Origin of the sequence: Clostridium sp. Cult3 (assembly GCF_021655115.1) — a bacterium.
GTDB lineage: Bacteria > Bacillota > Clostridia > Tissierellales > Tepidimicrobiaceae > PPXY01.
Genome location: NZ_PPXY01000057.1, coordinates 28,834 through 39,022, shown reverse-complemented (window position 1 = coordinate 39,022; position 10,189 = coordinate 28,834). Strand labels below are relative to the sequence as shown.

Below are 10,189 nucleotides of genomic sequence, written 5' to 3'. Positions count from 1 at the left end.
TAAATATATAATAATAATCCCTATGGATGTTAGCATGAATCTTTCATTAGCAAAGTAAAAGACCAGGCCTAAACCTGGTCCTCTTAACCTACTCAATTTTTATCTCTCTAACATATTCATCATCATAGCCCAATAAATTTATATTTCCTTCTAAATAAGCTTTAAGCACCTGCACCGCATCTTCTATCATATTATCTAATTCTTTTTCACTAATTAATAATTTTAAAATAGGTGGCAATATCTTATATGCATTTTCAACTACCATAACATATTTTAAATCCCCAGTTCCACTGCCCAGGGCCTTTTCAGCTTGTACTACTAGACTTAAAATTACCTGATTAACAAATTCTTTCTTACCTCTTTTGTACAAATATAAAAGCCCTACTATAACTATTATTATTGTTATAATAGAGCTTAGGTTCATCTTTATAAATTCGAGCATATTATTTATCCTCCTTAATCATTTCAATAATTCTATCAGTAGCTTTATCTACTAAGGCCATGGCTTCTGCTCTTGTAATTTTATCGTCATATCTTTTGTCAGTTAATTTAATGCCTTTCTTGGCCAAGTTATTATAGTATTCTTCTCCCCAATGTTTCTTATTCGCCACTTTACCAACTCCTTTTAATATATCTAGTTCCTTCCGAACATCTTGCTTGAACTTAATCCAGCCTGCCCAATTATTGTAGCTTAGTATTCGTGGGCAGTTTTTTCCTGACCAATCGAAATGTCTCCTAAGTTTATTAACTCCCCAATTTCTTTCGTACAACATCTTAGCTACTAACTTTACTGCGTTTTGTAGAGTCTTTTGCCTGTTTCCAGATTCACATATTTCTATACCTATAGATGTACTGTTACCTTGAGTACTGCCTGCGTGGTAGGCAATTTCATCTAATGGTATAGCTTCAATTGCTTCTATTTCATCTACAACTATATGCCAACTTGCAGATCTATTATTAGATGGATTTACAAGCCAATCCCTTTCATTTTGTGCGGTAGATCTTTTATTGGCTGTTGAATGAATGGTGATATACTCAGTCTTTATTTTTTTACCTGGTCTTTTCGCCTTGTTGACAGGTATATGCTGAACTTTATAATTCATTTTCTCACCTCCTATTAAGCTCATCCTTTATATAAGAAACATCCTTTTGAATGTTTTCTACTACCCCAAATTTTTTTGATAGTTCTTTAATAACCACCTGGTTTTCATATATGGTTACTTGATATTTTTCTTCCCTTTCTATATATTTCTTTTCCCGATTCTTGCTATCATAAAGTACATATATAAACAAAAATACATAAAGAGCAGCCCATATTCCATTTCCTGCTGCAAGTTTGAATAGTTGTTCTTCCATAAGCCACCTCCACCAAATTAAGTAAACCAAAAAGCACCCCGAAGGGTGCCTATGTTTAGGGTATGCGTCATATTAAATCATTTATCATGTTGTTTTTTGATTCTTCTATTTTCTTCGTCTAAAAACTTAATTGCTTTATCAAATGTTTCTAGTATTGTTTTTCCCTGTATACATTTCTTGTAATTTCTTATCTGGCTCTCATATCCACTTTCCATATCTTTGTTTAGAGTTTTCCAGTTAATTGTTATTTCAGGAATGTCTAATGGAAACGATATAGGAAATGACATCCCGCCTTCTTCCCTATGAATCGTATAAAAGTCCATATTATGCTTCATTAGGTTATAAGCATACCTTAATCCAGATAACACTTGTCCATTGATATCATTGTTTCGTCTATTTTTGTATTTATCATCGTTATGTTCTATGTGCCATTCATCTGTTGTTAAAACCCATAGTAATAATTCTCCTATAGATGAATATATATCTTTCTCATTTCTGTTTTCTAGACTATTTTCAAGTCTGCTATAAGCTTTTCTCAAAGCGTATTCGTTGTTTTTAAGGCGTTTAATCTTGTCCTTCACTGATTTTCACCCCCTAACACATTATACCATAGCAGGGACAAGAAGGGCATAAAAAATACACCCTTCTAGGTGTTAAGTTAAAATTTATTTAGTTGTATATTTTAATCTTTATATATATTAAACCCCTTCAGTATTTAACAATATATAATCTTCTATTGCCTGCCTATATTCTGCATTGGTTACATCATCTAATTTATAAATTTCACCGGTTTTAGGATTAATACCACCATTCATAATTCTTTCTGCGGCTATTCTAACAACAATTTGATTAATCATTATAAAATTCCTCCTTCCATTTCATCCGCTAACAACAACAGTTGATTTTCCAATTCTTCAATTTTTTGTTGTTCTGATGTTTTTGGTATTTCTATTTCTTCTAATATAGGTTGTTTCGTTTCTATATCAATACCTACAATTCTATATCTTGCATAGTCAATTTGACCATATTCTAAGTCAATGTAATCTAGTTTTGTAATTTCTGGTCTTGGCATAACCTTAGTACCCATCATTTCACCTAACTCACATACTATTTCACCATCTTGATTATAGATAATTCTCCTACCCACTTGTTTCATAATAAACCTCCTTATTAAATCTTAAATGCCCACCACGTTGCCTTATTAGCATATGCTGTACGTGCAATTGGTATTCGAAAACTCCCACCGTTTGAAGTATCAAGGTAAACACTACCGTAAGACGAATAGCGATTTCCTGCAAAATTAAAATTACCAATATGCGATGCCATTATTCCTTGCACAATAGATTTCCAATAAGTATTTATAATAGATATTTGGTCTGGTGTAGGGTCATCATAGCTCCCCGTGCTAATAGCTATAACTATTTCTGGTTTAAACCCAACGCCTGAAACACTTAGGAACGTGGATTCAAATTCTGTATCAGTAGAAGTACCATATTTATAAAAAGACATTGTGCTTGTATCCACGTATGCTGTTCCAGTTGCAAATTCAATACTACACCCCCTTTCACCCAATAATTGAAAAACCGAGCCAGTATATACAAGGTGTAAAATCTGCCCTGCTCTTATATCACCTTTTGACAACTCATCTCCACTAGATTTTCTTATTGATTTTGCCCCTAGTCCATTTATATTTAAGGTGCTAGCTCCTGTGTTTGCATTGGTAAATTTTACTTTTACACTCATGCCTTCGACTAAAGATGCAATTCCATTTATTAGTGTTGTATAATTATTAGCTCCATCTGCTATGGAATATGGTAGATGGACATAATCTGCCAAATGTTCTCCAATTAAATCATATGCATCTTCAATCCCATCCTCAATATTGTTCATATTTTGGGCTATTATAGGTGTGCCTGGTTCAATTATATTTCCTTCTGCAGGTACCAATGTTATAGTTCCGTCAGGATTTTCTATCTTTTTAAAGGTCCTGGGTCTTTCTACTTCTCTATTTTTCCATATTGTTCTTTCATATGCCATTCTATATCACTTCCTCTCCACATGTATAAGCTCCACAATAAGGGATTTTATCTATATTGCCTTTCGCATAGTTGTACAAAAGTAGTAGATTATATTCTAATCTATTAGCATCTTCATAACTAAAAGGTTGATTATATCTCCAATCCAACTTAGGTTGAATCCAGCCTTTAGGTTTATATAATTTATTACCTAAGATATTGATATTCCCCTCTACCCTATTTAAAACGTCTGCAAAAGGTATAGATTTCATATCTCTATCAAAATTTATACTCTCAAGGTTAATATCCCCTCTTAAGACTTCTGCTAAATCTTTGGTGGCTAAAGTATTTATTTCAACTCGGTTTAGGTCGTAAAAGTTATAGTAGCTGGTTGATGTGAAGGTTTTAGGCTCTAGTAGAAAATGTGTGGCTCGGTAATTTTGGAGGATTTCTTCGTAGGTTAAGGCTCGGTTGTAGAGTCTCAGTGAATGAAATATACCATTCCATAAATTTCCTATGCGAATTGGATTTATAGATGGTTTATATATAAAATCATCATCATTTTTTTCACTCCACAAATCACCATTTAAATATATTGTTAATGTTTGATTGTCTTGACTATAGGTAAATGTAAGACTATTCCCCTTGTTCGTTCCTATTTTTGAATACTTATAGGCGGTCAATCTTGTACCGTTATTATATAAAACAATATATATATAATTTACATAGGTATATATATCAAAACCATTAACCATAACATTACTTTTAGTTATTATCTTTTTAGTAAGAGGTATATCCTCAAGTTCATTTATAACAATGTCTATTGTAAAGCTATCAGAATTCAACGAGTCATTATCATCAACCTCCACATAATCATCCACCCCATCAAACCTAAGTCCACCATCAACCCAGCCACTATCCTCTGTAAAATCAAAATTCATCAACTGCCCATCATTACCGTTACCGCTTAAATCCTTCCAAATACTCTTACTTTGTCCATTTTTCATTAGTTGCCTTTGTGCCCTTGCATCTAACCATAATACTAAACCATCTTGTACTATCCCATACTACACACCACCCTTAGTTTCTGTCTTGCCTGAAAGATACCCTGCATATTCGAATTCTTGTTTAGTTATCCTGGATAGTTTCTTAGCATCAAAAGAATCCTCTACTAAAACTATATCTCCACATTCTAGACAAGGATTCTGTCTCCAATTAATATTATAAATAGCCCTTAGGTTATACTCGGATATAATCCATTCAGCTACTTCTTGAGCATGTTCCAATGTATTTATAAGAGGATTATCAATCTTAAATGAATTACCTTCCTTGATTCCCTCATTATAAAAAGTAAACTCTTCTTTTTCTTCTCCATTATTAATAACCATCACTAGGGAATACAAGAGTTTGTTCAGCTTAATCTGAGGTTCCTTATACACATTATCAAAGGTTATATTCTTCATATCGTAACCCTCATCTACTGCTACATAAACCATTCCAGTAAACATATCGGGACCAGCAAAATAAATGTATTGAGTATCTCTTTCATCTAATATTTTGAACTGTTTTATCTGCAATACCCCATACCTATCTTGATATATTGCAGCTTTCCCAGCTATACCTAGGTATTGTAAAGCCTTTCGTGAATTAAGAGGTTTAATAAATCCATTTGTAGGAATGTTTTTTAACTCTTCGTCTATGAAATAATTTTCTACATTAGACTTAATCAATATATCCTCTGCTAGATCATAAAGGTTAGTATTATTTATACTTGTGTATTCCTTGTTTTCTAGTAACTCAAATATATCTCTTGCTATAAATGTAGTAGTTAATGCTCCTTCATCACTCTGCCAATCAGTTAGATAAAATTTTCCCATAGGCACAAGCTCAAATTCATCTTCTGATATTTCTATACCTATAGATGCAGTAACTTCTTGTCTTTCTTTTAAGAACCTATAGAAACCTTCTGGATTAAGAATATTAAATTCTTTATTGGAGTTATCTATAGTAAATCTAATTTCATTTGAAGGAATTTTATCGCTTATAATATTCATTTCTTCAATTATATTGAATTTGATTAATTTATCATCATCATAGTCTTTAATTACTCCAAAGTCTACTTCTGTTATTCTTACTCTCCTGAAAGGTTTAGCCCATTTTTTTATGGTTATAACTATTTTCCCATAGTTATCTAAGCCTTGTACTAGTACATAAGTAGCTTTATCATTATCTATAACTGTTTCTTTGTGTATTAAAGTACCATCTAACCTATAGACTTCAATGTCAAAATCACTGGCATATTCATTGGCCAATACATCAAAGGTAATAGTTAATCCCATGGAATTATGTTCTTCTGTGAAATTAAATTCTAACACCTGGTATGGATTAAATACTCCATTTTCATCACATATATCACCACTCCACCAACCTAATTCTGAATCCCCTTCATTAGGTTTTGGGGGAATATAAAAGCTACCATCAAGTTTGAAGTAATCTCTCTCAAAGGTAGCATATTTATGGCTCATGTTTCTTATTTTATTGGTTAATTGTTCTTTTCTACTTATAGGAGCTTCGCCTGTTACTGTAGAGGTATTATCATCATAAGCTTCATTGTCTAGGATTTCAAAGGATACTTTAGCTGTAGTTTTTCGTGTAGGTGCATAGACTGCTTGTTTAAATTGTCTACTTACTTTTATCATGTTTACACCTACCTTTCTATGATGTTCATTTTTACATCAAGCCAATATCTAATCCTTCCATCTTTATAATCCATACCTTTAGCATTAGGAGTGCCTGCATAAAATGTTTTGGTTACTCTTCTACCATACATATCTATGAAACTTACATTGAAGAAATTTTTATTTTTCACATCCATAAGTTTGTTCATTTCATTTTGGTTCAATTTCTTCCAAGTTAGATTTAGTTTATACTTATAAGCTGTTACCTCTTTTATCATTAAACCATTAGCATTTCTTTCTGCCTTGCTTATTTCTTCATAGTCTACTACATAATCAGTAGGTGTAGGTATGTCTACACCATCTACTGTTAACATATGCCTACACCTCCTATATTGGTTTTATTACAGGTTCTCCTATTCTTTCTTTCTCCCTATCCATGATAGGTCCTAATATTCTTCCCACAGTTATTCCATCTATTTGTAAGATTATATCTCCACTTTCTTGACCTTGATTGTTCTCTACCATCTGCATTGATTGTAATACTGCTGAACCTACTGCACTAGCCATATCATCTGTATTAGGTTGTATCCCTTGCTGTATACTTCCAGCTGTCATATTTATAGCAGAAGATACTTCATATATGTTGTCCTCAATACCATCTGCCATCATTTCCATAAAGTTAGGCATCCATTTATCAGCCTTGGATCCGGGGCCCTTCTTTGTAGGCGAACTAAATCCTAAGAAATCTTTTACTGTATTAGCAACGTTTGATACTGCATCTTTTACCTTTCCTATCATTGCATTTATACCATCAATAAAATTTTGAATTAAATTTCTACCCCAGTTCTTTGCATCTCCTATTATTCCATGTATTTTTTTATCTGCTATTTTAAAAGGTTTCATTATTGCATTTACTAATTTGTCCTTCATATCAGCTATACCTTGTTTAATTTCATTCCATTTATCCAAAATATACTTTTTAATCTTATCCCATGTTTCCTTTAGACTTGTCCATGCTTGATTAATAGGATCCAATATAACTTTTTTAATTCCATTCCAAGTAGTCTCAGCAATAGATTTTATGCCATTCCATAAGTTACTTAAGAATTTTTTTATTGAATTCCATATCTCAGATGTTTTAGTCTTTATTGAATTCCAAGTTTTTTCATCATGTTCCCTTATTTCGTCCTGGTTCTTTTTGAAGATCCCTGTAATGCTTTCCCAGATATCAGAGAAAAAATTTTTTATACCTTCCCACACTTCTTTTATTTTTGAAGTTATTCCATCCCATAACTCTACGAAAAAATCTGCTATGCCATTCCAAATTTCTTCTGCCTTATCTTTTATGCCTTGCCAAGTTTCTTTTAGCCAAGGGCCTACTGTATCCCAATTCTTATATAAAGCTGTGGTAATAGCAATTACCGCCCCTATAGCTATAGTCACAAGACCTATTGGAGAAGTTATTGCAGCTATAGCTAGCTTAAAAGCAACTGCAGCTCCTTTCGCTATTCCTATTACAGCTGTATAAGCTGTTACTACTGCTGTTTTTGCCAATATCGCACCCTTTACTATTCCAAAAGCTGCTGCCATGCTCCCCAATACAATAATTATAGTATCTAATACAGGCTTGCCATCTCCTAATAGCCAATCTATGAGGTTGGCGAATGCATCAAATAGTTTCCCTATCCAATCCATCACCTTAGCTATTGCTGGGGCCATTAAATCTATAAACCAATTTACAAAAGAAGCCACAAATTCAGTATAAATATATCCAGCTAATTCAAATATTTTAGCTCCAAGCTTTAAAAAGCCTTCAAATAAATGCTGCCCTCCATGGTCCCACACCCATACTAATTTTTCTCCTAGATTAGCTAAGGTTTCTAAAGTTGCTCTTAATATATCTAAAAAAGTTTGTGCCACTACATTTCCTACTTCTCCCCATACATTATTCAAAGATGTACCTAGTCTTTCTAATATATCTAATATAGACTGTATTATGTCATGGATAGCTTGCATTATAGCTGTGCCAGTACCTGCATTAGTCCAAGCTAAAGTAAATGAGTTTGCTACATCCCCTACAAGCTTGAATATATTTTGTAATATCTTAAATATTGTAGACATTATTTGTTGCCCTGTCCCATTGTTCCAAACCTCTCTCCAACTAATGCCTATTTGTTCTATTAACTTTAGGATATATAATATAGTATTAGCAATTGTTTGCATTAATTGAGTGCCTAGATTGTTTTCTTCCCAAGCTAATCTAGTAGCTTTAGCTATATCTCCTATTAGACCAAATATATTTTGCAATATCCTAAGCATAGTTTCTAATATCGCCTGCCCTGTTCCATTAGTCCAAACTTCTAACCAAGACCTACCTATAGCCTTAATCAATTCTTTTATTTCATCTAAAGCATATTTCATTGCATCTATTGTGGTCTGCCCTTCATTCTCCCACGCCTTCTTAAACGGTTCAAATATTTGTCCCATAATTTCTTTAAATTTTTCTATTCCAGATATATCTATAGTAGCCAAATCAGGCATTTCCATTTCAAAACCACCTGCTCCGCCACTGCCACCACCTGCATCATCTTTGCCTTTATCTAGGTCCAGTTGATTTATTTCATCAAAAGGCATGAGCATGCCTTTTGCTTCCTTACCTGCCTTCTTGGCTTTCTTGCCAGCTCCACCAGCTGCTTTACCTAAACCATTCATGGCTTCTATCTGCTTATTCATAGCCTTAGCCGAATTAAAGGACTGTTTATAAGTTTTCCCAAATAACCCACTTATAGCACTTGCTATATAGGTAGTTACTGTTGCTACTGCTTGCATTAAGGCATTTAAAGCTGGTAAAACAAAGCTATAAATAGGCTGAAATGCTACTAGTAAATTAGTTCTAATTACGTTTAAAGAATGTGCAAATTGCTGGTTGGTATTAAAAGCGGACCACATATAACTGATCATACCTTTTAGACCTTTTATAATTAAGCCATATACAATTAAATTCCTTGCTATCATACGTGATACTCGATTCATTGTATTTCCAAAGTTAGATGCAGCATTACTGGCCTTTTTAGATTCATTAGTGAACATCCTCTTTAGCCAGGACAAATTAAAAATGGACTTTCCTGCTTTCTTTGCAGAACCACCCATTTTGTTAAATTTATTACCTGTATCATCAGCTTTATCCCCTACATTCTCAATCTCATTAGCTAATTCTTTGTTTTTAGCTACTAGAGGATCTAATTCAGATATAAGCTTATCTATTTCTGCGGACAATTTATTAAACTCTGGATTTGACTTTAATAATTGTTCCATAGTTTCATCTTTAGTCATCCCAGATAGTGCTGGCATATCTTGATAGTTTCTTATTATTGCATCCTGTGCTGCAAATAATTGTTCTAATTCACTTCTGATTTTAGATATTTTAGCCTCTGTTTTTTCGTATTCTGAATTCATTTTACTTACACTTTTAGATACTTTTTCACTGGCACCTAATCCAGTTTGGCCAAAATTTCTAAAGCCTTTTCCGATGTTACTAATAGACTCTTTAATAAAGTTATTGTTTCGTCTTGCCATACCACTAAACATATTTTTAAAGCTGTTATTGAAAGCCTTTCCCAGCTTATTTATTTCCGCATTTAACGATTGAGGGTTAATTTCTACATCTAACTGTATAACTCCTACACTCGTAGTATCTGCCATGTATTCACCACCTTTCAGGCATAGAAAAAGCATCTACTAAATAGTAGATGCTTAGTTTATTTTGACTTACATTTTCCATTTATGTCCACAATTCAAGCACTTTACAAAACCCTTGTATTTTTTGCTTGTTACTGCTCCAACTGCCCCACCTAAAGGGCTAAATAATGCCGTACCTACTGCGGCCCTTCCTAAACTTAATCTTTTTCTTCTTTCTACATATTGGATAGAGGTACTTTTGCATTTAGGGCAATGCGCTATCCCTTCTATTTCCATTTGCTTTTCTCTATATTTATTTTCTTTTTTCATTTCTTCTATTCTATCTTTATGCTCTTGCTTTTCCAATTTCTTTTCTTTTCTTCTTTTATCTGCTTTATCCATTTCGATTTCTACTTGTTTATTAAAATCTTCTTTAAACTTCTCCCAGAAACTCATAATCCC

General features: G+C 33.1%; 12 protein-coding genes. All 12 read right to left on the bottom strand.

From position 1 onward, the window contains the following. Positions 1-88: 88 nt before the first annotated feature. The 12 genes from C3E88_RS10845 to C3E88_RS10790 all read right to left on the bottom strand — a co-directional run bounded on the left by C3E88_RS10845 (position 89) and on the right by C3E88_RS10790 (position 10,183). On the bottom strand, positions 89-442 hold the full coding sequence (locus tag C3E88_RS10845; RefSeq protein WP_236910203.1) for a hypothetical protein: 354 nt from the start codon (positions 440-442) through the stop codon (positions 89-91). A gap of 1 nt (position 443) precedes the next feature. Next, complete coding sequence (locus tag C3E88_RS10840) at positions 444-1,103, bottom strand: peptidoglycan recognition protein family protein (protein WP_236910202.1); 660 nt, start codon at positions 1,101-1,103, stop codon at positions 444-446. Between the two features lie 4 nt (positions 1,104-1,107). Then, a complete protein-coding gene (locus C3E88_RS10835) occupies positions 1,108-1,356 on the bottom strand; it encodes a BhlA/UviB family holin-like peptide (protein ID WP_236910201.1) in 249 nt (82 codons plus the stop codon). A gap of 77 nt (positions 1,357-1,433) precedes the next feature. Next, on the bottom strand, positions 1,434-1,937 hold the full coding sequence (locus C3E88_RS10830) for a hypothetical protein (protein WP_236910200.1): 504 nt from the start codon (positions 1,935-1,937) through the stop codon (positions 1,434-1,436). 117 nt (positions 1,938-2,054) lie between these two features. Continuing rightward, positions 2,055-2,213 (bottom strand): hypothetical protein, encoded by a 159-nt coding sequence (locus C3E88_RS10825; RefSeq protein WP_236910199.1) that lies wholly within the window; start codon positions 2,211-2,213, stop codon positions 2,055-2,057. Beyond that, the gene (locus C3E88_RS10820) at positions 2,213-2,512 is read right to left on the bottom strand and encodes a hypothetical protein (protein WP_236910198.1); all 300 of its coding nucleotides are present in this window, start codon (positions 2,510-2,512) and stop codon (positions 2,213-2,215) included. Before C3E88_RS10820 ends, C3E88_RS10825 begins: the two co-directional genes overlap by 1 nt. A gap of 14 nt (positions 2,513-2,526) precedes the next feature. Beyond that, positions 2,527-3,393, bottom strand: a complete 867-nt coding sequence (locus C3E88_RS10815; protein WP_236910197.1) for a hypothetical protein — start codon at positions 3,391-3,393, stop codon at positions 2,527-2,529. A 1-nt stretch (position 3,394) separates the two neighbouring features. Beyond that, on the bottom strand, positions 3,395-4,378 hold the full coding sequence (locus tag C3E88_RS10810) for a LamG domain-containing protein (RefSeq protein ID WP_236910196.1): 984 nt from the start codon (positions 4,376-4,378) through the stop codon (positions 3,395-3,397). A gap of 60 nt (positions 4,379-4,438) precedes the next feature. Further along, positions 4,439-6,070 carry a hypothetical protein gene (locus C3E88_RS10805; RefSeq protein WP_236910195.1) on the bottom strand — a complete coding sequence of 544 codons (1,632 nt, stop codon included), beginning with the start codon at positions 6,068-6,070 and terminating at the stop codon, positions 4,439-4,441. A gap of 8 nt (positions 6,071-6,078) precedes the next feature. Further along, complete coding sequence (locus C3E88_RS10800) at positions 6,079-6,423, bottom strand: hypothetical protein (RefSeq protein ID WP_236910194.1); 345 nt, start codon at positions 6,421-6,423, stop codon at positions 6,079-6,081. A gap of 13 nt (positions 6,424-6,436) precedes the next feature. Next, entirely contained in the window at positions 6,437-9,751 is a 3,315-nt protein-coding gene (locus C3E88_RS10795; RefSeq protein ID WP_236910193.1) for a hypothetical protein, read from the bottom strand. A gap of 66 nt (positions 9,752-9,817) precedes the next feature. Further along, a complete protein-coding gene (locus C3E88_RS10790; RefSeq protein ID WP_236910192.1) occupies positions 9,818-10,183 on the bottom strand; it encodes a hypothetical protein in 366 nt (121 codons plus the stop codon). Positions 10,184-10,189: the final 6 nt, after the last annotated feature.